The organism is Rhodococcus phenolicus (assembly GCF_001646785.1).
GTDB classification, from domain to species: domain Bacteria; phylum Actinomycetota; class Actinomycetes; order Mycobacteriales; family Mycobacteriaceae; genus Rhodococcus; species Rhodococcus phenolicus.
In genome coordinates, this window is record NZ_LRRH01000011.1 from 23,166 (window position 1) to 47,899 (window position 24,734).

18 protein-coding genes and 3 tRNA genes are annotated in these 24,734 nt (G+C 68.7%); 9 read left to right on the forward strand and 12 right to left on the reverse strand.

Going from position 1 to position 24,734, the window contains the following annotated elements; genetic code table 11:
• Nucleotides 1-22: 22 nt before the first annotated feature.
• On the reverse strand, nucleotides 23-391 hold the full coding sequence (locus A8G15_RS04560; RefSeq protein ID WP_068155801.1) for a DUF3817 domain-containing protein: 369 nt from the start codon (nucleotides 389-391) through the stop codon (nucleotides 23-25).
• The gene (locus A8G15_RS04565) at nucleotides 388-807 is read right to left on the reverse strand and encodes a transcriptional regulator (protein ID WP_068155804.1); all 420 of its coding nucleotides are present in this window, start codon (nucleotides 805-807) and stop codon (nucleotides 388-390) included. Before A8G15_RS04565 ends, A8G15_RS04560 begins: the two co-directional genes overlap by 4 nt.
• Nucleotides 808-982: 175 nt before the next feature.
• Between A8G15_RS04565 and A8G15_RS31035 the strand changes: the two genes are divergently transcribed.
• Entirely contained in the window at nucleotides 983-1,363 is a 381-nt protein-coding gene (locus tag A8G15_RS31035) for a putative quinol monooxygenase (protein ID WP_169833856.1), read from the forward strand.
• 67 nt (nucleotides 1,364-1,430) lie between these two features.
• Here the strand turns inward: A8G15_RS31035 and A8G15_RS04575 are convergent.
• Nucleotides 1,431-1,514: transfer RNA gene (locus tag A8G15_RS04575), tRNA-Leu, on the reverse strand.
• A gap of 929 nt (nucleotides 1,515-2,443) precedes the next feature.
• Here A8G15_RS04575 and A8G15_RS04585 point away from each other — a divergent pair.
• Together A8G15_RS04585 and acpS are read left to right on the forward strand one after the other, a co-directional pair.
• Nucleotides 2,444-11,818, forward strand: coding sequence for a type I polyketide synthase (locus A8G15_RS04585; protein WP_068155811.1), 9,375 nt, complete (start codon nucleotides 2,444-2,446; stop codon nucleotides 11,816-11,818).
• A 43-nt stretch (nucleotides 11,819-11,861) separates the two neighbouring features.
• The gene (acpS, locus tag A8G15_RS04590) at nucleotides 11,862-12,263 is read left to right on the forward strand and encodes a holo-ACP synthase AcpS (protein WP_068155813.1); all 402 of its coding nucleotides are present in this window, start codon (nucleotides 11,862-11,864) and stop codon (nucleotides 12,261-12,263) included.
• Nucleotides 12,264-12,281: 18 nt separating this feature from the next.
• On the opposite strand, the gene A8G15_RS04595 is transcribed toward acpS, so the two are convergent.
• From A8G15_RS04595 to A8G15_RS04610, 4 genes are all read right to left on the reverse strand, one after another.
• Nucleotides 12,282-13,109 carry a TetR/AcrR family transcriptional regulator gene (locus A8G15_RS04595; RefSeq protein WP_068155815.1) on the reverse strand — a complete coding sequence of 276 codons (828 nt, stop codon included), beginning with the start codon at nucleotides 13,107-13,109 and terminating at the stop codon, nucleotides 12,282-12,284.
• A gap of 90 nt (nucleotides 13,110-13,199) precedes the next feature.
• Complete coding sequence (locus A8G15_RS04600; RefSeq protein WP_068156015.1) at nucleotides 13,200-14,063, reverse strand: cyclopropane mycolic acid synthase family methyltransferase; 864 nt, start codon at nucleotides 14,061-14,063, stop codon at nucleotides 13,200-13,202.
• A gap of 74 nt (nucleotides 14,064-14,137) precedes the next feature.
• Nucleotides 14,138-14,932 (reverse strand): ABC transporter permease, encoded by a 795-nt coding sequence (locus A8G15_RS04605; RefSeq protein ID WP_082899654.1) that lies wholly within the window; start codon nucleotides 14,930-14,932, stop codon nucleotides 14,138-14,140.
• Complete coding sequence (locus tag A8G15_RS04610; RefSeq protein ID WP_068155818.1) at nucleotides 14,929-15,876, reverse strand: ATP-binding cassette domain-containing protein; 948 nt, start codon at nucleotides 15,874-15,876, stop codon at nucleotides 14,929-14,931. Before A8G15_RS04610 ends, A8G15_RS04605 begins: the two co-directional genes overlap by 4 nt.
• A 118-nt stretch (nucleotides 15,877-15,994) precedes the next feature.
• On the opposite strand from A8G15_RS04610, the gene A8G15_RS04615 reads away from it, so the two are divergent.
• Together A8G15_RS04615 and A8G15_RS04620 are read left to right on the forward strand one after the other, a co-directional pair.
• Nucleotides 15,995-16,762, forward strand: a complete 768-nt coding sequence (locus A8G15_RS04615; RefSeq protein ID WP_068155821.1) for a TetR/AcrR family transcriptional regulator — start codon at nucleotides 15,995-15,997, stop codon at nucleotides 16,760-16,762.
• The gene (locus tag A8G15_RS04620; protein WP_082899655.1) at nucleotides 16,759-18,129 is read left to right on the forward strand and encodes a dipeptidase; all 1,371 of its coding nucleotides are present in this window, start codon (nucleotides 16,759-16,761) and stop codon (nucleotides 18,127-18,129) included. Before A8G15_RS04615 ends, A8G15_RS04620 begins: the two co-directional genes overlap by 4 nt.
• On the opposite strand, the gene bcp is transcribed toward A8G15_RS04620, so the two are convergent.
• Nucleotides 18,126-18,599 carry a thioredoxin-dependent thiol peroxidase gene (bcp, locus tag A8G15_RS04625; RefSeq protein ID WP_068156025.1) on the reverse strand — a complete coding sequence of 158 codons (474 nt, stop codon included), beginning with the start codon at nucleotides 18,597-18,599 and terminating at the stop codon, nucleotides 18,126-18,128. The genes A8G15_RS04620 and bcp overlap by 4 nt on opposite strands.
• Before the next feature lie 72 nt (nucleotides 18,600-18,671).
• Here bcp and A8G15_RS04630 point away from each other — a divergent pair, with 72 nt between their 5' ends.
• Together A8G15_RS04630 and A8G15_RS04635 are read left to right on the forward strand one after the other, a co-directional pair.
• The gene (locus A8G15_RS04630; RefSeq protein WP_068155822.1) at nucleotides 18,672-18,893 is read left to right on the forward strand and encodes a DUF3618 domain-containing protein; all 222 of its coding nucleotides are present in this window, start codon (nucleotides 18,672-18,674) and stop codon (nucleotides 18,891-18,893) included.
• Nucleotides 18,894-19,050: 157 nt separating this feature from the next.
• The gene (locus tag A8G15_RS04635; protein ID WP_068156028.1) at nucleotides 19,051-19,818 is read left to right on the forward strand and encodes a L,D-transpeptidase; all 768 of its coding nucleotides are present in this window, start codon (nucleotides 19,051-19,053) and stop codon (nucleotides 19,816-19,818) included.
• A gap of 272 nt (nucleotides 19,819-20,090) precedes the next feature.
• On the opposite strand, the gene A8G15_RS04640 is transcribed toward A8G15_RS04635, so the two are convergent.
• Nucleotides 20,091-20,163: transfer RNA gene (locus A8G15_RS04640), tRNA-Lys, on the reverse strand.
• Between the two features lie 352 nt (nucleotides 20,164-20,515).
• Here A8G15_RS04640 and A8G15_RS04645 point away from each other — a divergent pair.
• A complete protein-coding gene (locus A8G15_RS04645) occupies nucleotides 20,516-21,655 on the forward strand; it encodes a L,D-transpeptidase (RefSeq protein ID WP_245687705.1) in 1,140 nt (379 codons plus the stop codon).
• Between the two features lie 65 nt (nucleotides 21,656-21,720).
• On the opposite strand, the gene A8G15_RS04650 is transcribed toward A8G15_RS04645, so the two are convergent.
• A complete protein-coding gene (locus A8G15_RS04650; protein ID WP_068155831.1) occupies nucleotides 21,721-22,176 on the reverse strand; it encodes a MarR family winged helix-turn-helix transcriptional regulator in 456 nt (151 codons plus the stop codon).
• 136 nt (nucleotides 22,177-22,312) lie between these two features.
• Here A8G15_RS04650 and A8G15_RS04655 point away from each other — a divergent pair, with 136 nt between their 5' ends.
• Nucleotides 22,313-23,755: an MFS transporter gene (locus tag A8G15_RS04655; protein ID WP_068155834.1), complete on the forward strand. Its 1,443-nt coding sequence runs from the start codon at nucleotides 22,313-22,315 to the stop codon at nucleotides 23,753-23,755.
• 155 nt (nucleotides 23,756-23,910) lie between these two features.
• Here the strand turns inward: A8G15_RS04655 and A8G15_RS04660 are convergent.
• Nucleotides 23,911-23,983: transfer RNA gene (locus tag A8G15_RS04660), tRNA-His, on the reverse strand.
• A gap of 84 nt (nucleotides 23,984-24,067) precedes the next feature.
• Nucleotides 24,068-24,667 (reverse strand): oligoribonuclease, encoded by a 600-nt coding sequence (gene orn / locus A8G15_RS04665; protein ID WP_068155837.1) that lies wholly within the window; start codon nucleotides 24,665-24,667, stop codon nucleotides 24,068-24,070.
• Nucleotides 24,668-24,734 lie beyond the last annotated feature (67 nt).

The following is a 24,734-nucleotide window of genomic DNA, read 5'->3' on the forward strand; positions in this document are numbered from 1 at the left end:
TCGGATGCCACAGGGTCGGGTGTCAGACCCCGAAGTCGGCCTTCACCTGCTGGGTGCGCTTGTGCTCCACGAAGAACGACAGAAACGGAATGGTGCCTGCGATGAGCGTTCCGATCGTGCGGCTGAGCGGCCAGCGCACCTTGATGGACAGGTCGAACGTGAGCACCAGGTACACCGCGTATACCCATCCGTGCACGATCGCGATCCACGACGGAACGTTCTCGATGCCGATGACGTACTTGGCGATCATCTCGCCGACGAGGACCAGCAGCCAGATGCCGGTGGCGTAGGCGAGGACGCGGTATCGCAGGAGCGCCGAGGAGATCTTCTTCCGGTCGGCGTCGCTGAGGATCCGCGGCGCTGTGCCGGTCGTCTCGGGGGTGGTGCTCACTGACCGCTCCTTCCGGACCTGCGCGCAAGCTGCGCGAGGCAGTCGTTGTACTCCAGCATCTGCCGGGCCTCGGGGTCGTCGAGGTTGGTGTCCTCGGCCGGCGCGAGCTTCGTGCCGGGGCGCGGGGGCAGCAGGTGCTCGGGGATTTCGGTGGGCTCGCTCGACTCGGACGGTCGCGGTGCCCCGGTTTCCTGGGCTTCGGTCTCCTCGGCCTCGAGGCGCACGAACCGGCGGTAGGCATACACGCAGAAGAACGCGAATGCCGGCCACTGGAAGGCGTATCCCAGGTTCTGTCCGGTGCCACCGACGGCCTCGAAGCGGGTCCACTGCCAGTACCCGAGTGCCAGGCATCCGGTCGCCGCGACGACGACCAGGATGATCAGAGCGGCGCGGCGGGGCGGACGAGTTTCGGACACGCCATCGACGGTACCCGAATGCGCTGCCGACCTGCCGAGACCGGTCGTGCTGCCGTGCGCCAGGTCACCCGGGAGCGTCCACGTTTCGGAGGACGCCGCGCGCGCCGGGGAAGGAGTGATGAGTTCGGGTCCGCGGCCGAGTCGGTATCAGCAGGCTCAGGAAGGGACGTGGACGATGAGCGCACAGACGAACACCCGCACAACCGAGGTGCGGAAATCCGTGACGAGCAGTGACGACGAGACCATGGTGGTCGTTGCCGGGCACTGCCGCTTCCCGGCCGAGCATCGCGATGCCGCCCTGGCCGGGTACCGAACTCTCATCGAGGCAGCCCGGCGCGCACCGGGCTGTATCGACCTGTCCATCACCGCCGATCCGATCGATCCCGAGCGGATCGACATCTGCGAGATCTGGGCAGGGGAGGAGCAACTGAATGCGTGGCGCCGGAAGGCGCCCCACCCGAAGGTGCCGCGCGGGGTGCAGGCGACGGACCTGGAGGTGTGGGAGTACGTCGTCGCGAATCGCCGTGCGCCGTTTGCCGGTAGTCGGAAGCGGTGAACGACACGAGGTCGCGAACTCTGGGAGTTCGCGACCTCGTGTCCGCAGTTCACGGTACTGCTACGCGTGCGCGAGGGGGGATTCGAACCCCCACGCCCTTCCGGGCACGGCGTCCTAAGCGCCGCGCGGCTGCCTGTTACGCCACTCGCGCGTAGGCGTATGCAGAATACGGCATAGGACTCAGTCTCGTGCGTCGCGTTGCCTCAGATTGCGACCAGCGTATGTCGGAGTCTGGCTATGGCAGTTGGGACACAGAAAGCGGACGTTTCCGGGTCGAGAATCGTTCGGGTTCCCGTCTATGTGATCTACATGCAGGGTGAGTGGCATCCCATTCCACACGGAGTCGATCCCGCACAGAGCGCAGATATGGGAAATTCCGTACTCGAATAGTGCTCTCCTCAACTGATGGGCGGGTACCCGGCGGGAGCCCTCGGGCCGCTCTGTGAGCAGAGTTTGCCAATTGTGCCGGTTGTGAGGCGTGTACTCGCCCGGGCCGGGCTTCCCAGTGAAGTGGGATGTATCGAGCCCGAGGCTTCGGATACGTCGGGAAATGTACGTGTGGGTGCCCCCCGCGGGTCTCAGGCCTAGGCAGCGGAGAACTGCCGCCATGCTGGATGACGCTCGTACAGCCTCCTCGAGCATCTCTTTCGTGTACTTGACCGCTCTGGCCATCGAACCCCCTGATGTCGAATGTATGTTCGATAAGTTCGACAGTAGCGCCAGGGTCCGACAAGTTTCGGCTCTCGAGCACGCCGCCGCCTGCCCGTCAAGGTGGTAACAATTAGGTAACAATAAACGTGAGGGTTTCCTCGGGTTCGTGGACGTCCACGCACCGGCGCAGCCAGCATGGACGAGACCTACTCGCGAGTTACTTTCGATGCGATTGTGAGACGAATCACTGGTCAGGCGTCCGCGCGCGACCCTTCGCGAAACAAAACATGAGGAAATCCTCATGATTCTGTGTCAATCTTGGCCCCGCACGTAAGAGCAGATCAGAGCCCATGCAACACGCCAACGACGGCGAGTGCTTCCAGGATTCACGCCTCGACCGCAGGGGTGTTCAGGAGAGGAACAACACGCGTGACGATCGACGAGACCACACCAGCCGACAACGGACGGAACTCGAAGGCATCACGACGCACCAACGAACGCGGGGTCACCACCTCGCGGCCCGGCGCACTGGTCGACAAGATCCTCGCCGGTGAGCCCTACGCTCTCGCGTTCGGTGGACAGGGTGCCCCCTGGCTCAGCTCGCTCGACGAACTCAGCCGCGACAACGGCCTCGAGCCGGTCCTGACCGACCTGGTCAACGCCGCCGCAGCAGCCCTCGCCCCCGTCGCACACGACCTCGTGGTCGTGCGCCCTGCCGGATTCGATCCCGTCGCGTGGATCCTCGAGCAGGATGTCGCCGACGAGGACGAGCAGCCGGCTGCCGGACCGTCCCCCACCACACTGACTTCCGCCGCGGTGTCCATGCCCGGCGTCTTCCTCACCCAGGTCGCGGCTCTGCGCGCCCTGGCCAACCAGGGTCTGGACGTGTCCGCGCACGCGCCGACCGCCGCAATCGGTCACTCCGCCGGCGTGCTCGCCGTCGAGGCCGTCGCCGCCGGCGGCCGCAAGGACGCCGAGATCCTCGCGATCGCACAGCTGATCGGTGCTGCCGCGACCCTCGTCGGCCGCCGTCGCGGCGTCATCGCCGGTGCTGAGCGTTTCCCGATGGTCGCCGTTGCCGGGGTCGACCCCGACCGCCTGCGCGCCATCGTCGCCGAGGTGTTCGACGGTCAGGATCCCGAGCGCAGCGCGGTCGTCGCGATCCGCAACGCCCGTCGTCGCGTCGTGCTGTCCGGCCCGCCGGCGGCGCTCGCGCGCGTCCAGCAGCGCTGCGAGGAGATCTCCGCCGCCGAGACCCGGGAGCGCGAGTCGAAGAAGCGCGGCGGTGCCGTGTTCGACCCGACCTTCGAGCCGGTTTCCGCCGAGGTCGGCTTCCACCATCCCGCTCTCGCCGATGCGGTCGAGCAGGTCACCGACTGGGCGTCGCGTTGCGACCTGGACGTCGAACTGGCCCGTTCGCTCGCGCAGGCGATCCTCGTCGACCCGGTCGACTGGATCGAACTCGTCGACGGTGCCGTCGCGTCCGGCGCCTCGTGGATCCTCGATCTCGGCCCCGGTGAGCTGCTCACCCGGATGACCGCCTCCGGTCTGCGCGGCCAGGGCGTCGGCATCATCGCCGCCGCGACCCGTGGCGGCCAGCGCAACCTCCTCACCCCGGGCGCCGAGCCCGAGGTGCCGCGCGCGTGGACCGAGTTCGCGCCCAAGCCCGTCGCTCTGCCCGACGGCCGCATCGGCGTGGAGACCTCGTTCACCCGCCTGACGGGCCGTTCGCCGATCCTGCTCGCCGGCATGACCCCGACGACGGTGGATCCGAAGATCGTCGCGGCCGCCGCGAACGCCGGTCACTGGGCCGAGCTCGCCGGTGGCGGCCAGGTCACCGAGCAGATCTTCGCCGACCACGTCGCGGAGCTGAAGGACCTGCTCGAGCCGGGCCGCGCCGTGCAGTTCAACTCGATGTTCCTCGACCCGTACCTGTGGAAGCTGCACGTCGGTGGCAAGCGGCTCGTGCCGAAGGCCCGCGCCGCGGGCGCGCCGTTCGACGGTGTGGTCGTCACCGCGGGTATCCCGGAGCTCGAGGAAGCCGTCTCGATCATCGAGGAGCTCACCGAGGCCGGCATCAGCCACGTCGCGTTCAAGCCGGGCACCGTCGCGCAGATCCGTTCGGTGATCCGCATCGCGAACGAGGTCCCGGACTTCCCGGTCATCGTGCACATCGAGGGTGGCCGCGCCGGTGGTCACCACTCGTGGGAGGACCTCGACGACCTGCTGCTCGACACGTACGCCGAGCTGCGCACCCGCCCGAACCTGGTGCTGTGCGTCGGCGGTGGCATCGGCACCCCGGAGCGGGCCGCCGACTACCTGACCGGCCGCTGGTCCACCGAGTACGGCTTCCCGGCGATGCCGCTCGACGGCATCCTCGTCGGCACCGCCGCGATGGCCACCCTCGAAGCGACCACCGCTCCCGTGGTCAAGCAGCTGCTGGTGGACACCCCCGGCACCCCCGACTGGGTCGGTGCCGGTACCGCGACCGGCGGCATGGCGTCGGGTCGCAGCCAGCTCGGCGCCGACATCCACGAGATCGACAACGCCGCGTCCCGCACCGGCCGCCTGCTCGACGAGGTCGCCGGTGACGCCGACGCCGTCGCGGCCCGCCGCGACGAGATCATCGCCGCGCTGGACATCACCGCGAAGCCGTACTTCGGTGACGTCGCGGAGATGACCTACCTGCAGTGGCTGACCCGCTACCTCGAGCTCGCGATCGGCGCGGATTCCGCATGCGAGTTCGACTGCGGCACCGATCTCGCCGACGCCGTCGCCGAGGCGCACACCAGCCCGTGGCTGGACGTGTCCTGGCGTGACCGTTTCCGCGAGATGCTGCAGCGCGCCGAGGCCCGTCTGCACCCGGTCGACCGCGGCCCCATCCCGACGCTGTTCGACGAGGACGCGACCCTCGAGCGTCCCTACGCGGCGATCAAGGCGCTCACGGGCCGGTACCCGGACGCAGGCGACGTCGTGCTGCACCCGGCGGACGTGCCGTTCTTCGTTTCCCTGTGCCGCACGCCGGGCAAGCCGGTGAACTTCGTGCCGGTCGTCGACCAGGACGTGCGCCGCTGGTGGCGGTCCGATTCGCTGTGGCAGGCCCACGACCCGCGCTACACCGCCGACCAGGTCTGCGTCATCCCGGGCACCGTCGCCGTCGCGGGCATCACCCGTGTCGACGAGCCCGTCGGCGAGCTGCTCGACCGCTTCGAGAAGGCCACCGTCGACGAGCTGCTCGCTGCCGGTGCCGAGCCGGTTCAGGTCGTCGCGCGTCGCCACCGGGACCGCGCCGCCGGCCTGCTCGACGCCGTCCTGTCCGCGCCCGACGTCGCCTGGTCGGGCCGTCAGACCCTGAATCCCGTCCACCGCCTCGGTGATGTCGTCGAGTGGACCGTCGAGGCCGACGGCGCTGCCGTGCACGCCCCGACCGGTGCGACCCTGAGCGTCCTCGACGACGAGCACGTCGGCCTCCGCGTGCCGCTGCTCCGCGACAAGGCCGTCGAGATCCGTATCACCGTCCCGGCATCCGTGCGCACCGGCGGTGCCCCGGTCGTCACCGAGGCCGACGCCGCCGCGTCGATGTCGGCGCTGCTCGGTGTCGCCGCCGGTCAGGAACTGCCGGTCGTGAAGAAGGGTGCCGCCCGCATCACCCTCGGCTGGCTGCCGGAGAAGATCGCCGACCACGCCGGTGTCACCGGCGCCGGCCTGCCCGCGAACCTGACGACGGGCACCAGCGGTGTTCCGGACGTGCTCGTCGGCGCGTGCTGGCCCGCGGTGTTCGCGGCACTCGGCGCGTCCCGGACCGACGACGGGCTGTCGGTCATCGAGGGCATGCTCGACCTGGTCCACCTCGACCACGCCATCGACGTCAAGGACGGTCTGCCGAACGACCCGGCGATCCTCGGCGTCAGAGCACAGGTCGCGAACGTCGCCGACACCGACCTCGGTCGTGTCGTCGAGGTCCGTGTCGACATCGCCGCCGACAACGGCGACGGCTCCGGCGACAACGTCGTCGCGCAGCTGGTCGAGCGGTTCGCGATCCGCGGCCGCACCGGCACCGTCGAACTCGCCGACCCGGTCCGTGCCGGTGGTTCGCTCTCGGACGACGCCGCGGACACCGCCCGTCGTCGCCGCCGCGATGCCGTGATCGTCGCGCCCATCGACATGAGCGCGTTCGCCCGTGTCTCGGGTGACCACAACCCGATCCATACCTCGGACAACGCCGCGCTGCTGGCCGGTCTGGGCACCCCGATCGTGCACGGCATGTGGTTGTCGGCCGCCGCTCAGCAGGTCGTCACCGCCGTCGAGGCCGACGCGAAGCTGCCGGTCCGCCGCCTGACCGCCTGGACCGCCCGGTTCCTCGGCATGGTCCGCCCGGGCGCGCAGATCGACGTGCGCGTCGACCGCGTCGGCACCGACAACGGCGCCGAGATCATCGAGGTCGGCTGCCGCGTCGACGGCGACCTGGTGATGGTCGCGACCGGCCGCACCGCTGCCCCGAAGACCGTCTACGCGTTCCCCGGTCAGGGCATCCAGCGTCCCGGCATGGGCCTCGACGCCCGCGCCCGCAGCAAGGCCGCCCGCGAGATCTGGGATCGTGCCGACAAGCACACCCGGAAGGCACTGGGCTTCTCGATCCTCGCCGTGGTGCGCGACAACCCGACCGTGCTCAAGGCGCGCGGGGTCACCCACAAGCACCCGGACGGTGTGCTGCACCTGACGCAGTTCACCCAGGTCGCGATGGCGACCCTCGGTGTCGCGCAGATCGCCGAACTCCGCGAGGCCGGCGCGTTCGTCGAGGGGTCGTACCTCGCGGGCCACTCGGTCGGCGAGTACAACGCGCTCGCCGCGGTCGCCGGTGTGCTGCCGCTCGAGGCGGTGCTGGAGGTCGTGTTCCAGCGCGGCTCCGCGATGCATGCCCTCGTCCCGCGCGACGAGCAGGGCCGCTCGAACTACCGCATGGCCGCGATCCGGCCGTCGCAGTTCGGTGTCGCCGACGACGACCTGCAGGACTTCGTGGCCGGTGTCGCCGCGGAGGCCGGTGAATTCCTCGAGATCGTGAACCTGAACCTGCGTGGCTCGCAGTACGCCATCGCCGGTACGGTGGCGGGTCTCGAAGCCCTCGAAAGCGTCATCGAGCGCAAGGTCGCCGAGTTCGGCGGCAAGCGCGCATTCATCCTGGTCCCGGGCATCGACGTGCCGTTCCACTCGACCGTCCTGCGTGGCGGTGTGGATGACTTCCGCGAGCGGCTGCTGCACCTGCTGCCCGAGCAGATCGACCCGGACATCCTCATCGGCCGCTACATCCCGAACCTCGTGCCCAAGCCGTTCAACCTGCGCCGTGAGTTCATCCAGGAGATCGCGGACCTGGTTCCGTCGCAGCCCCTCGCCGAGGTCCTCGCGGACTTCGACACCTGGGCGGCGAAGCCGGTCGAGCTGACCCGCGTCGTGCTCGCCGAGCTCCTCGCGTGGCAGTTCGCGTCGCCGGTCCGCTGGATCGAGACGCAGGATCTGCTCTTCGCCGACGAGGCCGACGGTGGTCTCGGCGTCGAACGTTTCGTCGAGGTCGGCCTCGGTGCCGCCCCGACCGTCGCGAACCTGGCGTCGCAGACCCTGAAGCTGCCGGGCCGTTTCGGTGAGCCCGTCGAGGTCCTCAACATCGAGCGGGAAGCGTCGGTCGTGTACTCCACGGACGTCGATCCCGCTCCGGTCGAGGACGACGAGCCGGCGGCGCCTGCTGCCGAGGCCGCTCCGGCTGCCGCTGCCGCTCCGGCCGCTGCTCCCGCCGCACCCGCCGGTGGCCCGCGCCCCGACGACATCGCGTTCAAGGCCGCCGACGCCACCCAGGTGCTCATCGCCCTGTGGACGAAGCTGCGCCCCGACCAGATCGGCCCCGCCGACACGATCGAGGCCCTGTGCGACGGTGTGTCCTCGCGCCGCAACCAGCTGCTCGTCGACCTCGGTTCCGAGCTGTCGCTCGGTGCGATCGACGGTGCCGCGGACGCCGACATGGGCGCACTGGCAGGCACGGTCGATCGTCTGGCCCGCACCTACCGCCCGTTCGGCCCGGTGCTGACCGACTCGATCAACGACCACCTGCGCAAGGTGTTCGGGCCGTCCGGCAAGCGTCCGGCGTACGTCACCGACCGTGTCACCAAGGTGTGGGGCCTGGGCGAAGGCTGGTCCCAGCACGTGACCGCCGAGGTCGCGCTCGGCAGCCGCGACGGTGTCTCCATCCGCGGTGGCGACCTGGGTGGCCTGTCGCAGGGCGCCCTGTCCGACGCTGCCGCCGTCGACACGCTGATCGACGCGGCCGTGCAGTCCGTCGCCGGTCGCCGCGGTATTGCGGTGTCCATGCCGTCCGCCGGTGGCGGCGGGGGAGCGACCGTCGACGCCGCAGCTCTCGGCGAGTTCGCCGAGCAGATCACCGGCCGTGACGGTGTGCTCGCCAGCGCCGCTCGCCTGGTGCTCGAGCAGCTCGGCCTGGCCGAGCAGACCTCGGGCCTGGCGGACAAGGCAGACAGCGAACTGATCGACCTGGTCTCCGCGGAGCTCGGCTCCGACTGGCCGCGTCAGGTCGCACCGGCGTTCGACGCCCGCAAGGCCGTCCTCATCGACGACCGCTGGGCCACCGCCCGTGAAGACCTGGCCCGTGTCTGGCTGAGTGACGGGGCGAGCGAAGCGACGGGGAACTCGAACGGGGCGAGCGAAGCGACGGGGAACTCGAACGGGGCGAGCGAAGCGACGGGGAATTCCGACGGCATCGCCGTCGAGCGTTTCACCGGTGCCGGCGCCACCGTCGCCGCGCACGCCGCCTTCTGGCAGCGCAAGGCCACCGAGGCCGGTCGCACCGTGCTCGCCGAGACCTTCGGCCGCATCGCGACCGCCGCCGCCGACGTCACCGACGCCGAATACGCGGACGAGGTCGCCGTCGTGACCGGCGCCAGCAAGGGCGGTATCGGCGCAGCCGTGGCCGCGAAGCTGCTCGGCGGTGGCGCGACCGTGGTCGTGACCACGTCGAGCCTGAACGACTCCCGTCTCGGCTTCTACAAGGAGCTGTACGCACAGAACGCGCGTGCCGGTGCGGCCCTGTGGGTGATCCCGGCGAACATGGCGTCCTACGCGGACGTCGACGCCCTGATCGAGTGGCTCGGCACCGAGACCGTGGAGAACGCGGGTGGCGCCAAGAAGCTCGTCAAGGACGCGCTGACCCCGACGCTGCTGTTCCCGTTCGCCGCGCCGCGCGTGGCCGGCTCCCTCGCCGACGCGGGTGCCCGCGCGGAGATGGAGATGCGGGTGCTGCTGTGGTCGGTCGAGCGGCTCATCGCCGGACTCGCCGCAATCGGCAACGACCGCGACGTCGACACCCACCTGCACGTGGTGCTGCCCGGTTCCCCGAACCGCGGCATGTTCGGTGGCGACGGCGCCTACGGCGAGTCGAAGGCCGCGCTCGACGCGGTCGTCACCCGCTGGGGTTCCGAGAAGATCTGGGCCGAGCGCGTCACCTTGGCGCACGCTCTGATCGGATGGGTACGCGGCACCGGCCTCATGGGCGGCAACGACCCGCTGGTCGAGGCCGTCGAGGCCGCCGGCGTGCGTACCTGGTCGACGCAGGAGATGGCCACCGAGCTGCTGAAGCTGGTCGGTCCGGAGGCGCAGCGCCTGGCGGCCGACAAGCCGCTCGTCGCGGACCTCACCGGCGGTCTCGCCGGGGCCGATCTGGATCTGCCGGCACTGGCGAAGCAGGCGCAGGACGCGGCCGACGCCGCCGAGACCGAGGTCGAGGACGAGTCGGGCACCATCGCGGCCCTGCCGTCCGCGCCGCGCCTCGACGCCGCCCTGCCCGTCCCGGCGTGGAACGAGCTCGACGTCGACCCGGCCGACCTGGTCGTGATCGTCGGCGCCGGCGAGCTCGGCCCGTTCGGTTCGGCCCGCACCCGCTTCGAGATGGAGGTCGACGAGGAACTGTCGGCCGCCGGTGTGCTGGAGCTGGCCTGGGTGACCGGCCTGGTCGAGTGGGAGAACGACCCGAAGCCCGGCTTCTACGATGTCGAGTCCGGTGAGCTGGTGCCGGAGGCGGAGATCGCCGATCGCTACCACGACGCGGTGGTCGAGCGCTGCGGCATCCGCCGCTACGCCGACGACGGCGCCATGATCGACAACACTGCTCCGCTGCTGACCTCGGTGTTCCTCGACAAGGACCTGTCCTTCGTCGTCGGTTCCGAGGCCGAGGCCCGCGCGTTCGTCGACGCCGACCCGGAGAACACGGTCGCGTCCGTGGACGCCGAGTCCGGCGACTGGACGGTCACCCGCAAGGCCGGCACCGAGATCCGCGTCCCGCGCAAGGCGAAGCTGACCCGCACGGTCGGCGGTCAGATCCCCACCGGGTTCGACGTCACCAAGTGGGGCATCCCCGCGGACATGGCGGAGTCGGTGGACCGGGTCGGCCTGTGGAACATCGTCACCACCGTCGACGCGTTCCTCACCGGTGGCTTCACCCCGTCGGAGCTGCTGCGCTGGGTGCACCCGTCGCTGGTGGCGAACACGCAGGGCACCGGCATGGGCGGCATGACCTCGATGCGCTCGCTGTACATCGACACGCTGCTCGGCGAGTCCCGCGCGAACGACATCCTGCAGGAAGCCCTGCCGAACGTCATCGCCGCGCACGTCGTGCAGTCCTATGTCGGCGGCTACGGCGCGATGGTGCACCCGGTCGCGGCGTGCGCCACGGCCGCGGTGTCGGTCGAGGAAGGCGTCGACAAGATCAAGCTGGGCAAGGCCGAGCTGGTCGTGGCCGGCGGCTTCGACGACCTGGGCATCGAGGGTATCGTCGGCTTCGGTGACATGTCCGCGACCGCCAAGTCGGAGGACATGACCGCCAAGGGCATCAGCGACAACCGGTTCTCACGGGCCAACGACCGCCGTCGCGGCGGGTTCGTCGAGTCGGCCGGTGGCGGCACGGTGCTGCTGGCGCGCGGTGACCTGGCACTGGAGATGGGCCTTCCGGTTCTCGGTGTGGTCGCGTGGGCCGGGTCCTTCGCCGACGGCGTGCACACCTCGATCCCGGCTCCGGGTATCGGAGCTCTCGGCGCCGGTCGCGGTGGACGCGAGTCCGGCCTGGCCCGGGAACTGCGCAAGCTCGGGGTGACCGCCGACGACATCGCCGTGATCTCCAAGCACGACACGTCCACGGCGGCGAACGACCCGAACGAGGCCGAGCTGCACGAACGCCTGGCCGGCGCGCTGGGCCGCAGCGAGGGCAACCCGCTGTTCGTGGTGTCGCAGAAGACCCTCACCGGTCACGCCAAGGGCGGCGCGGCGGCTTTCCAGCTGATCGGCCTGTGCCAGGTCCTCAGCCAGGGTGTCGTCCCGCCGAACCGCAGCCTGGACTGCGTCGACGAGAAGATGGCCGAGTTCGAGCACCTGGTGTGGGCACGGACCCCGATCCGGTTCGGCGAGCAGTACGCGCTCAAGGCCGGTCTGCTGACCAGCCTCGGGTTCGGGCACGTGTCCGGTCTGATCGCGGTGGTGCACCCGCAGGCGTTCGTCGAGGCGATCCCCGCCGAGCGCCGCGCGGCGTACGTCGCGCAGTCGCAGCAGCGCACCGTCGACGGTAAGCGTCGCCTGGCCGCCGCGATGACCGGCGGTGCCGCGCTGTACCAGCGGCCGGCGGATCGTCGCCTCGGGGGCGACGGGGTTCCGGCGAAGGCGTCGCGTCAGCTCGAGGCGGACATGCTGCTCAGCGCGGAGGCGCGTCTCGGCGACGACGACGTGTACCGCTCGGGTCTGCCCGGCTGCAAGTAGCAGGGGCCGGGGCGAGCGAGGCGACGGGAAAGGTAACAGCCGGATGGGAGTCGCGGGTGTCGGGTTCGACCTGGTGTCGGTGACGGAGTTCGAGGAGCAGCTGGGCCGCCCCGGCACCACGATGCTCACGAGCTTCACACCGGGGGAGCGTCGCGACGCGAACACCCGCAGCTCCCGTCCGGGACGCCACTTCGCGGCCCGGTGGGCGGCCAAGGAGGCGCTGATCAAGGCATGGTCGGCGTCGATGTTCGGTCGCCCCCCGGTGCTGCCGGAAGGCATCCACCGTGACATCGAGGTGATCTCCGATGCGTGGGGCCGGCCCGGCATCCGGGTGTACGGGGCTGTGGCCGAGCACCTGGCGGGCATGAGCATCCATGTTTCGCTCACCCACGACGGGGACATGGCGGGGGCGTTCGTCGTTCTCGAGGGCGCGCCGGGCGGGTAGATCCGGCAGTGCGACGGCTCAGGCCGGGGAGGTCGCGGCCTCCTCGGCTTCGTCCGTTCCCTGGGCCGTGTCGGTGTCGAGATCGCCTGCCGCCATTTCGCCGGCCGCTGCCGCCACTGCGCCGGCCTTGGCCTGCAGGCGCTTGCGTTTCTTGGCTCGCGCCCGCGAGTCCTGCTCGGCGACCTGCAGATACGCGACCATCAGCCGTTTCAGTTCGACGACCGCGTCGGCGTGGGACTGGTCGTCCTGAACGGAGAAGTTCAGCATCGAGTAGACGACGTGGACGAGGACCTCGGCCATCAGTTTGCGGCGCGGCCTGGGGGTTTCGGGGGTGAGCGGCGCGAGCATCCGTTCGACCTGCTCGGCGAACTTGCGTTCGTGGATGGCCCCGGTCGCGCGGGTCGACGGGGTGGACTGCATCGCCAGCCACACCTCGCGGCGCGACGGATCGGTGGTCCACAATCCGGCCATGTGGTCGACGAAGCTGTTGAGGAACCGCAACCAGTCGACCGACGGGATCTTGCCGTTGAACTGGGCCAGTTCGTCGCGCACACCCACCAGGTCCTGGCGGTTGAGTTCGCAGACGATGACGTACTTGTTCGCGAAGAACTGGTAGAGCGTGCCGATCGGAACATCCGCGCGGGACGCGACCTCTTCACACGTGAACGATTCGAAACCGACCTCGGTGAGCAGTTCCCGGGACGCGCTGAGCAATGCGTCGAACTTGCGACGGCTGCGCTCCTGCGTCGGGCGCCGCCGCGGCACGAGTTCCTGTGGCGCTGACTGCACCTCCAGCGCCGGGTCGATCCGGCGCGAAGTTCGCCGCGCGTTCGTTGCAGACTCCACGCGCCCAGGCTAGCCGCAGAGTGTCCGATTGCCGAGAGATATCCGTGAGGGCGAGTCGCAGCAATCGCGGCGCGGCAGCTGCCCGCACAGTCACGCGGCGAGCGTGAACTGCATCACGTCGATGTGTCCGGTGCGGAAGTGGTCGGCCGAACCGCGCAGATATTTCATGAAGCGCTGGTACGTGTCCTCGGACGACAACGCGACCGCTTCGGCGTGCCGCGCGGACAGGGCGGCGGCCCAGAGTTCGAGCGTCCGGACGTAGTGCGGGCCGAGCGGATGGATGCGTTCGACCCGGAAGCCGGCGCGTTCGGCGCACTCGACGACCACTTCCGGTTGCGGGAGCTGCCCGCCGGGGAAGATCTCGCGTTTGATGAACAGGTGGAACAGTGCGTCGTCGCGGGTCACGGGGATCCCGCGGGCCTTCAGTGTGGCGAGGGTGTGCCCGACGATGGTGTGCAGCAGCATCCGGCCGTCCGGTGGAAGTATCTGCCGGCACCGGTCGAAGAACTCGTCGTAGCGTTCGCGACGGAAGTGTTCGAACGCCCCGATGCTCACGATCCGGTCCGCGCTGCCGGTGTACTCCTCCCAGCCCTGCATCAGGACCCGGGCGGTGCGCGGCCCCGGCAGGCGGTCCGCCCGGGCCGCGACGTGCTCGTACTGGTTGCGGCTCAGCGTCAGCCCGATCGCGTTCACGTCGTAGTGCGTGACCGCCCGGAACATCGTCGAGCCCCATCCGCATCCGATGTCGAGCAGGGTCGCCCCGGGGTGCAGGTCGCATTTACCCAGAGCCAGATCGATTTTGGCGGTCTGTGCCTGCTCGAGCGTCATGTCGTCGCGTTCGAAGTACGCGCAACTGTAGGTCAGGGAGGGGTCGAGGAACAGGGCGAAGAAGTCGTCGGACAGATCGTAGTGGGACTGGACCTGTTCGTAGAACGGTGACAGTTTCCGGGCCATCGCGATGCCTTTGTTGTCCACGGGCCTGGAGTGATTCGACGGTGGCCCGTCTGTCGAAGATCAACGGTACGCGGTCACCGTGCGGTGCGTCGGCGGAACAGTGCGGTTGCCGTCAGCAGCCCGATTGCCGTGAACGCCGCACACCAGGCCACCGCGACCACCGCGGCATCACCGATGGGGGTTCCGGTCAGGAGGCCGCGCACGGTCTCGATCACGGGAGTCACCGGCTGGTGTTCGGCGAAGCCCCGCAACCAGGTGGGCATCGTGTCGGGAGGCACGAAAGCGCTGCTCACGTACGGCAGGAAGAGGAGGAAGAAGGTGAATCCACTTGCGGCCTCCTCGTTTCCGGCGAGCATTCCGAGTGCCGCCGAGATCGCCGAGATCGCCAGGACGAAGAGCGTGACGACACCGAGCGCGGCCAGCCATTCGGCGGGCGTGGCGTCGGGGCGGAATCCCATGAGGGCGGCGACCGCGAACACCACGGCGGTGCTCACGAGATTCCGGACGACACTGGCGACGACATGGCCGGTGAGGACAGCGGAGCGGGCGATCGGCATCGACCGGAACCGGTCGACGATGCCGCGCTGCATGTCGGATGCCACCGCCACCGCCGTCTGGGCCGCACCGAACGACGCCGAGAGCAACACGATGCCGGGCACGACGTAGTTGAGGTAGTCCGTCCCGGTGTCCATGGCGCCACCGAAGACGTAGACGAACAGCACGAGCAGCATCACCGGCAGTGCCAGACCCAGGAGCAGGGCGTCGGGACTGCGGACCATGCGACGCAGGTTGCGGCCCGTCACCGCGACGTAGTCGCGGGCGGTCTCACCGAGCGGTGGGATGCGGTCGGCGGATGCGGTGATCGTCATGACAGAACCTCCGAACGGCCGGCAGCACCGGTGAGGGAAAGGAACACGTCGTCGAGCGTGGGCGAGTGGAGACCGAATTTCTCGACCGGAACTCCGGCGTCGGCGAGGCGGTTGAGCAGTTGTGTCAGGTGCGGAAGGCTCCCGTCGGTGGGCACCTCGAGTGTCAGCGCCTCCCGGTCCGGGTTACCTGCCAGCACCGATGTCGCGTGAGCGAGGTCGCGTTCGCCGGCGAAGCGCAGTTCCAGATGTCCGCCGGGAACGAGTGCCTTCAGTTCGTCGGGCGTGCCTTCGGCGACGATCCGCCCGGCGTCGAGGACGGCGACGCGGTCGGCGAGCCGATCGGCTTCCTCCAGGTACTGGGTGGTGAGGAAGACGGTGACGCCGTCGGCGGCGAGTTCGCGGATCACCTCCCACATGACGAGGCGACTGCGTGGATCGAGGCCGGTGGTGGGCTCGTCGAGGAACAGCAGCTGAGGTGACGCGACAAGGCTCATCGCGATGTCGAGCCGCCGGGCGGTGCCGCCGGAGTAGGTGCCGGCGCGCCGGTCGGCGACATGGCCGAGGTCGAATCGCTCGATCAGCTCCCGGGCGCGCCGGTCGACCGCCGCGGCCGGCAGGTGAGCGAGGCGTGCGGCGAGGCGAAGGTTCTCGGTGCCGGTCAGAACGTCGTCGATCGCGGCGTACTGACCGGTGAGAGCGATGCGTCGGCGGACCGCGCGGGCACGGGCCGGGAGTGTCGCACCGGTGACCTCGACGGTGCCGGAGTCGAAGGGGAGCAGTGTGGTCAGGATGCGCACGGTGGTGGATTTGCCTGCGCCGTTGGCCCCGAGGAGGGCGAAGACGGATCCGGAGTCGACGCGTAGGTCGACGCCGTCGAGCACGGTCGTCGAACCGAACGACTTGCGCAGATTCTCGACGCGGAGTGCGGGGGAATTGTCGGACATGTCACCGTCCTGGAGGTGTGAGGAGGACCGACCTGTGGCCGAACTGTGTATGTCATATACCACTGTGTAGAGCATACACAGTTTTAGGATGGCGGCACACCCCGAGAAACGGAGAAGCATGAGCACCTGGACTCCCGGCGGCGGACTGCCGCGCAGCGTGCGGCTCGCCTGGGGGCTGACCGACCACGGCTCCCGAGGCCCCAAGCGGGGGCTGAGCCTCGATCAGGTGCTCGACGCGGCCGTCGCGGTCGCCGACGCGGAGGGGCTCGCCGGGCTGTCGATGAGCAACGTGGCCAAGCGACTGGGCTTCACCACGATGTCGCTGTACCGGTACGTCGACAGCAAGGAACAACTCGTCGAGCTCGCGTGGGACCGGGCGATCGGCCCGCCCCCGCAGCTTCCGGAGACCGGCGAGTGGCGTGCGCGGCTCGAACGCTGGGCCGTCGCCGAATACCAGGCGATCCGCGCGCGCCGATGGTGCACACAGCTGCCGATACGCACCGCACCCTACTGGCCCAACAACATGCGCTGGCTGGACGCCGCGCTCGGAACCCTCTCCGGCACGGATCTCGACGAGCCGACGAAACTTCAGGTGGTGCTGACCGTCTCGCTGTACGTCCTCGGCCGGGCGCGGCTCTCCTGGGAGCTCGAGCTCGCGACGCAGAACGACGAGATGGATTACGCGGACGTCATGCCCCGGCTTCTCGACCCGGAGCGATTTCCCCGGGTGCTCGCCGCGGTGGAGGGCGGCGCGTTCGGGCCCGACGACACCCCCGACGACCCTGCCGAGAACGCGGAGTGGCACATCACCGACTTCCGCTTCGGGCTCGACCGGCTCCTCGACGGATTCGACGTGTTCATCCGACAGATCGAGGAGGAATCGTGAGCGGGGCAGACACCGAACTGATCCGGAGCCGGATCCGAGCGCAGATGCCCACCGCCCGAGGTGAACTCGCGACGCTGGTGGGATTCCGGTCCGTCGCCGACCCGCGCCAGTTCCCCGTCGAGGAATGCGTCGGTGCCGCCACCTGGGTGCGCGACGCCTTCCTCGCCGCGGGGATCGAGCAGGCCGACCTCGTCGAAGCCTCGGACGGATCACTGGCCGTGATCGGGCACAGTCCGGCCCCCGCCGGAGCGCCCACGGTCCTGCTCTACAGCCACTACGACGTGCAACCACCGGGCGACGAGGCCCTGTGGACGAGCCCTCCCTTCGTCCTGACCGAACGAGACGGTCGCTGGTACGGCCGCGGCGCGTCCGACTGCAAGGGCAACGTCCTGATGCACCTGCTCGCCCTGCGGGCTCTGCGTCCCGACGGCCCGCTGCCGGTCGGTGTGCGGATCGTCGTCGAAGGGTCCGAGGAGATCGGCGGCGCCGGACTCCACGATCTGGTCGCGCAGCGCCCGGATGTGTTCGCCGCCGACATGATCGTCATCGGCGACTGCGGCAACGTCGAGGCCGGACAGCCCACGCTCACGACGTCACTGCGCGGCATCGCGAACGTCGTCGTACACGTGGAAACGCTTGCGGGACAGGTGCATTCCGGAGTCTACGGTGGGGCGGCACCGGATGCGCTCGCCGCTCTGGTCCGGTTGCTGAACACGCTGCGCGACGAACACGGCGACACCGTCGTCGACGGACTCGACAGCACCGCCCGGTGGGGCGGGGTGCCGTATCCGGAGGATCGCTTCCGGTCCGACGCGGGCGTGCTCGACGGAGTGTCCCTGCTGTCGTCCGGATCGGTCGCCGATGCCGTGTGGGCACGGCCGGCGCTCAGCGTCGTCGGTCTCGACGCGCCGCCCGTCGTCGGCTCGGCAGCCGCGATCGTGCCGCGCGCATCGGCCCGCTTGAACCTGCGGGTGCCGCCCGGTCTGGACCCGACGGTCGCGCAGGACGCCCTCGTCGCCCACCTCGAGGCGCACGTGCCGTGGGGTGCACACCTGCGGGTGGAGCGGGAGTCCGTCGGGGAGCCGTTCCTGGCGGCGACCGACGGCCCCGGGTACCGCGCTCTGCGCGCGGCACTCGAGGCCGCATACGGCCGCGAGGTCGCGACCGCCGGCGAAGGTGGATCGATCCCGTTGTGCACCGCGCTGCAGCGCGCCGTCCCCAACGCCGAGATCGCACTGATCGGGGTCGAGGAGCCGCGTTGCGTCATCCACGCCCCGAACGAGAGCGTCGATCCGGCGGAGATCGAGAACCTCGCCGTCGCCGAGGCGTTGCTCCTGCGTGCCCTTGCCGACCGGCCGGAAACCTAGACCGACAGGTCGCGACGCAACTTGGCGACGTGACCGGTCGCGCGCACGTTGTACTGCGCGACCTCGATCTTTCCGTCCTCGTCGACGAGGAACGTCGAACGGATGACGCCGGTCACGGTCTTGCCGTACATCTTCTTCTCGCCGAATGCGCCCCAGGCGGTGAGCGTGGCCTTCTCCGGATCGGACAGCAGCGGGAAGGTCAGCTCCTCCTTGTCGCGGAACTTCGCGAGCTTGGCGGGCTTGTCGGGGGAGATTCCGACGACGTCGAGGCCGGCACCGTTCAGTTCGGCGAGGTTGTCGCGGAAATCGCATGCCTGCTTCGTACAACCGGGTGTGCTGGCGGCGGGGTAGAAGTACACGATCACCTTGCGGCCGCGGTAGTCCGACAGCGACACCTCGTTGCCGTCGGCGTCGGGCAGGGTGAACTCGGGTGCGGTGTCGCCGGGGGCGAGTCTGCTGTTTTCCGTCACGTCCGCCACGGTAGTGGACTCCGCGTCCACTACCGTGGTCGCAGCACACAGCAGCGACTCCTGGAGGATCACGTGGGTAGGGACACCGAGGCCATCGAGCGGGACATCGAGAACGCTCGCAACCAGCTCGCGAGCACGCTCGACGAATTGAGTGTGCGGGCCAATCCGAAGAATCTGGTGGCCAACACCAAGCAGACGCTCGTCGCCAAGGTGAACCAGCCGAACGTCAAGTACGCCGTCATCGCGGTCGGTGTCGTCGTCGGCGCTCTGGTTCTGCGCAAACTGCTGCGCTGACGATCAGTCGATGCGAGGGGCACCGTCGTCCGGTCACGGACGGCGGTGCCCCTCGCCTTGCTTGCGGCCGGTGTGAAGCGCCACTACCTTCCCGCTTCGATCTTGGCGTGGTTCACTGAGAGGACGTCGATCGTCTCGTCTCGAAGGGGTGGCGGTCATGCGGAACGCGCAGCGTGTTGCACGACTCGTCCTGGTTGCGACGCTTGCCGCGACCCTCGCGCTCGGCACGGGAGCCGCGGCCACCGCCGGCCGCATCGGGATCGACCCGCAGGGCGGGCCGCCCGTGCATGCACTGACACCCGCGAACGGGGCTGTCGTCGGCATCGCGCACCCGGTGACCGTTCGCTTCGACGGCCCGGTGGCGGATCGGGCCGCCGCGGAGCGGTCCGTCGCGATCATTCCGTCCGTGCCCGTCGCCGGAGGATTCCGGTGGCTCGACGACCGGCAGGTGCAGTGGGTTCCCGACGGCTTCTGGCCCGGCCACACCGCCGTCACCGTCCTGGCGGGCGGCACGCGGTCGCAGTTCCGGACCGGCGACGAGTTCGTCGCCGTGGCGAACCTGTCCACGCATCAGTTCACCGTGTCGATCGACGGGGAGATCGTGCGGACGATGCCGGCGTCGATGGGCAAGCCCGGGTACGAGACACCGACCGGGACGTTCCCGGTGCTCGAGAAGTTCCGGGACCTGGTGATGGACTCGTCCACCTACGGGGTCCCGATCGATGCCCCGGAGGGCTACCGGATCGACACCGAGTACGCGGTCCGGCTGACGTGGAGCGGCATCTTCGTGCACGCTGCTCCCTGGTCGGTCGACTCGCAGGGATACGAGAACGTCAGTCACGGGTGCATCAACCTGAGTACCGAGAACGCGGCCTGGTACTTCGACAACGTGGAGATCGGCGACCCGGTCGTCATCACGTACTAGCGCTCGTCCACGCCGTCCGCAGGTGCTCGGCAGCGTGGTCCCGCTGGCTTCCCCGCGCCTCTGATCGATGCCGCACTCGGTGCTGGGGAGCGACTGCGGTGCGTCCTCGAGCGGGCCGTCGCATCCGTCGAGTTCAGCGAATTTTTCCCCTCGGTCCTCGTCGGCTCCGGTGGTGGATGTGTTCGACCTGTTCTGGCCGAGGGTGGAGAACCGGCTTCGATCTGAGAAACGAGGAAGGCCTGCACCGAAATTTCGGTGCAGGCCTTCTGCTGTGCGCCATCAGGGACTCGAACCCCGAACCCGCTGATTAAGAGTCAGCTGCTCTGCCAATTGAGCTAATGGCGCTTGGCGGTTTGTCTCCGGGCCGTTGTCTCGGCGACGAAAAGAAGATTACACACTCCGCTGTATCGCGCCAAATCGCCTGCTCATCGCCGGTTTCCTCGGTCGCGGCCGGTAACGTCAGAGGGGTGGCCGGCGATTGGTATTCGAACGTTATTCGCGCTCCGGGTTTCTGGTTTGGTTCGGATCTTTGCAGCCTGGCATCATCGTGGATACGTGCATTGACGTGCAGTTTTGCGGCCTGGGGGGAGGTCCGGACATCGGAGGGTGGATTGTGATCGAGAAGAATCTGCGGGTGCCTCGGCGCCGGTCCCGGCGTTCGGCCGCGGCGATGCTGGGAGCGGTTCTGGTCGGAACCATGACCTTCGTCACTGCCTGTTCCGGGGGATCGGCCGGTGGAGCCGATGAGGTGCCCATCGATTCCAACCCGCTCGCCGCGCTCATCAAACCGACGGTGTCGTCGAGCGCTGTCGACGGCGGTGTCGGTTTCTCGCCGATCGACCCGGTGACGGTGTCCGTCGTCAACGGAAAGCTCGACTCGGTCACGCTCAGCAACCCGGACGGTGTCGCCGTCGGTGGCGCGCTCGCGCCGGACGGCACGACCTGGGTCAACACGGAACCACTCGGCTACAACCGCGAATACACGCTCGAGACGGTCGCGTACGGGCTCGGTGGCGCGACGACCTCTGTCGCCAGGTTCACCACGAGTGCCCCCGGCAACCTCACCCAGCCCTACGTGCTGCCCGGGGAAGGCTCGGTCGTGGGCATCGGCCAGCCCGTCGCGGTGCAGTTCGACGAGAACATCCCGGACCGGCGTGCGGCCGAAGCTGCCATCACGATCGTGACGAATCCGCCGGTCGAGGGTGCGTTCTACTGGCTCAGCAACCGTGAGGTGCGGTGGCGTCCGGAGAACTACTGGGCGCCCGGCACGACCGTGACCGTCGACGTGAAGGCCTACGGCAAGGATCTGGGCGACGGCCTGTTCGGTCAGTCCGACGTGCACTCGTCGTTCACCATCGGCGACGCCGTGGTCATCGAGGTCGACGACAACACGAAGACCGTCACCGTCAACCGCAACGGCAGCGCGATCATGTCGATGCCGACGTCGATGGGCAAGGACAGCACGCCCACCCCCAACGGCGTCTACACCATCGGTGACCGCTTCGATCACATGATCATGGATTCGTCGACGTACGGGGTGGCGGCCGACTCACCGCAGGGTTACCGGACGCCCGTGGATTGGGCGACCCGCATGTCCTACAGCGGGATCTTCTTCCACTCGGCGCCGTGGTCGCTGGGGGATCAGGGGGTCCGCAACGTCAGCCACGGCTGCCTGAATCTGAGTCCGGCGAATGCGAAGTGGATCTTCGACAACACCAAGCGCGGTGACATCGTCGTCGTGCGCAACACGGTCGGCGGAATCCTCGAGGGAACCGAGGGGCTGGGCGACTGGAACATCCCGTGGGCGACGTGGAAGGCGGGCAACGCCAGCACCTGACCTCGCGTACGCACAACGGAGGGTGACCGGAACGCCGGGCGCCCTCCGTTGTGTTGCGGGCTGGTTCAGGGGCGGGGCCAGGGACGGCCGACGTAGCGTTCGACGTCGGTGTTGAAACGTTCGAGCCAGCCGGCGAAGGTCGCCACGTCCTCCGGGGACCATTCGTTCAGGATCTCGTCGAGCACCCGGATGCTGTGCGCGCGTTCCTCGGCGAGCCGGTTGCTGCCGTCGCCGGTGATGCGGAACTTGCGTGCCATCCCGCCGTCGGGGTCGGGTATCCGCTCGACCAGCCCGTCGCGCAGCATCGCGCCGGTCTGCCGGTTCAGGGTCGATGCATCCAGGCCGAAGGCATCGCTCAGTTCACCGATCGACATCGGACCCTGCATCTCGATCCGGCCCAGCAGCGTGTAGGCGCTGCGGTCCAGGCGACCGACTGCGCGTCGGGGGCGGGCGGTCTGTGCGCTGAGGTGCCGACCCAGCAGCATCGTCTCGAACTCGATCAGGTTGGTGGGCTTGTCCATTTCGTCCTTTTGCTGCTCGGCCCCCGTGGAACTTTCGTCAGGTATACCACGCGATGTGCGTAATGCATAAGTTGTGCACGATGCACTGCATATGTAAGGTGCACAGAATTATATTGCTCTAGTTAAGGAGATTGGGGTGAACAACCCGACACCCGCAGTTCGTCCGGGCGCACTGGTAGGTGTGCTCGCCTTCACCGGCATCGTGGCCTCGCTCATGCAGACGCTCGTCGTGCCGTTGATCGCGCAGCTGCCCGTGATCCTCCACACCACCGCGTCCAACGCGTCCTGGGTCATCACCGTCACGCTCCTGGCCGCCGCGGTCGCGATGCCGGTGACCGGGCGCCTCGGCGACCTGTACGGCAAGCGTCCCGTGATGTTCGCCTGCACGATTCCCCTGATCGTCGGGTCGGCGATCTGCGCGATGGCGTCGTCCCTGTTCCCCATGATCCTCGGCCGTGGTCTGCAGGGCCTGGGCATGGGCCTGATCCCGCTCGGCATCAGCATCCTGCGCGACGTGCTGCCGCCGGAGAAGCTGCATTCCTCCATCGCGCTGATGAGCTCGTCGATGGGTATCGGCGGTGCCCTCGGTCTGCCCGTCGCCGCTGCGGTCGCCGAGAACGCGAACTGGCGGGTGCTGTTCTGGGCTGCTGCGGTGCTCAGCGCCGTCGTCCTCGTGGCGATCTGGGTCATCGTGCCGGCCACGCCCGTCCAGGGAACCCGCGGAAAGTTCGACCCGTTCGGTGCGGTCACGCTCGGCATCGGACTCGTCTGCCTGTTGCTTGCGGTCTCGAAGGGCGCCGACTGGGGCTGGACGAGCAGCACCACCCTCGAGATGTTCGCGGCCGCGATCGTCGCGATCGGTGTGTTCGCGTGGTGGGAACTGCGCATCGACGATCCGCTGGTCGACCTGCGTATCACCGCTCGCCGTCCGGTCCTGTTGACCAATCTGGCGTCCATCGTCGTCGGCTTCGCCATGTACGCGCAGTCGCTGATCGTGCCGCAGCTGCTGCAGCTGCCGGAATCGACCGGGTACGGCCTCGGCCAGTCGATGCTCGCGATGGGACTGTGGATGGCTCCCTCCGGCATCATGATGATGCTCGTCTCGCCGCTCGGCGCGCGACTGTCCGCCGGTCGCGGACCGAAGGTGACACTGCTCGTCGGTGCCCTGGTCATCGCTCTGGGCTACGGCTCGTCCATGGCACTGATGGGCACGACGTGGGGCCTGCTGATCGTCACCAGTATCTGTGGCGTCGGCGTGGGTCTGGCCTACGGTGCGATGCCCGCGTTGATCATGGGGTCCGTGCCGCAGACCGCGACCGCCGCCGCGAACAGCTTCAACTCGCTCATGCGGTCGGTCGGCACCTCGGTGTCGGCCGCGGTCGTCGGTGTGGTGCTCGCGCAGATGAGCATGCAGCTGGGTGAGCACACGCTGCCCACCGAAGCCGGTTTCCGGACCGGACTGCTCATCGGCTGCGGCGTGGCGCTCGTCGCCGCGTTGATCACCCTGGCCATCCCCGGTAAGCCCGCCGGTGCGACGTTGCGGCGCGCCGACAAGGAGCGCGACACCGTCGAGGTCTAGTTCGTTGTCCGCGGCTGTGGCCCCCGACCGGAAACGGCCGGGGGCCACAGCCGTTTCCCGTTCCCGGGTGACGGTTCTCTTCGGCGGGGGACGGGAAACGCGGTGGTAGGGAAAAGAAAAGACCCCCGACCGCGCGGTCGGGGGTCTTTCTCGGGGGTGAGTGACGGGACTCGAACCCGCGACAGCCAGGATCACAACCTGGTGCTCTACCAACTGAACTACACTCACCATCGCATCCGCTATCGGCCGGGGCCGGTTGCGACTGCGATAGAAATACTAGCCTGCTTTCCCCGAAAACGACGAATCGCCTGGTCAGGCAGGTCCAAGATCCTTTACGGCGGCGGTGATGTCCGCAGGCGGCGGCCCGGGAGGCGCCACGAACGCGGTGCGCCGGTAGTAGCGCAGCTCCCGGATGGACTCCTTGATGTCGGCGAGCGCGCGGTGCGACAGGCCTTTCTGGGGCTGGCCGAAGTAGATCCGCGGGTACCAGCGCCGGCACAGTTCCTTGATCGAGCTGACGTCGACCATGCGGTAGTGCAGATACGTGTCGAGTTCCGGCATGTCCCGGGAGATGAACTGCCGGTCGGTGCCGATGGAGTTGCCGGCCAGGGGAGCGGTACCGGCTTCCTTGACGTGCGTCCGGACGTAGTCGAGGACCAGTTTCTCGGCTTCGGCCAGCGTGACCGTCGAGCGGCGTACCTCGTCGGTCAACCCGGACCGTTCGTGCATCTGCTGCACGACCTCGGGCATCGCGGCCAGCGCGTCGTCGTCGGCGTGGATCACGATGTCCACACCCTCGCCGAGCACGTTGAGATCGCTGTCGGTAACCAGCGCGGCGATTTCGATGAGTTTGTCGCTTCCGATCCGCAGACCGGTCATTTCGCAATCGATCCAAACAAGTTTGTCCTGCACGAGAGTACAGAGTAGTCAGACGGGCGACCGGGTTAAGGTCTGCGGGGGAAACAGACGCCGGCCGTGC